Source organism: Mesorhizobium sp. M1A.T.Ca.IN.004.03.1.1, assembly GCF_003997555.1.
In the GTDB taxonomy this organism is placed as follows: Bacteria; Pseudomonadota; Alphaproteobacteria; order Rhizobiales; family Rhizobiaceae; genus Mesorhizobium.
Map to the genome: position 1 here is coordinate 1 of NZ_RZTV01000626.1, position 256 is coordinate 256.

A 256-nucleotide genomic window follows, 5' to 3' on the forward strand; every position below is an offset into this window, starting at 1 on the left:
GTCGACACCGAGGGCAACCAGCTGCCCTATATGGACCGTATCGTCTACCAGATGGTCGCCGACCCGCAGGGTCTGCTGCTGAAGGCCATGCAGGGCGAAGTCGACCTGATGGACCAGTATATCGCCACGCCGAACAACAAATCGGTTCTCTACGATGCACGTGAGCAGGGCGGCTATGATTTCTACACGCTGACTTCGACCGAAGCCAATGTGATGAATTTCATCTTCAACCTGAACCACAATGACGAGACCAAGC

The 256-nt window shown here is 55.1% G+C and carries 1 pseudogene; it reads left to right on the top strand.

The features are described from left to right. A pseudogene (locus EOD29_RS33150) lies at positions 1 to 256 on the top strand (ABC transporter substrate-binding protein); the annotation flags it as partial.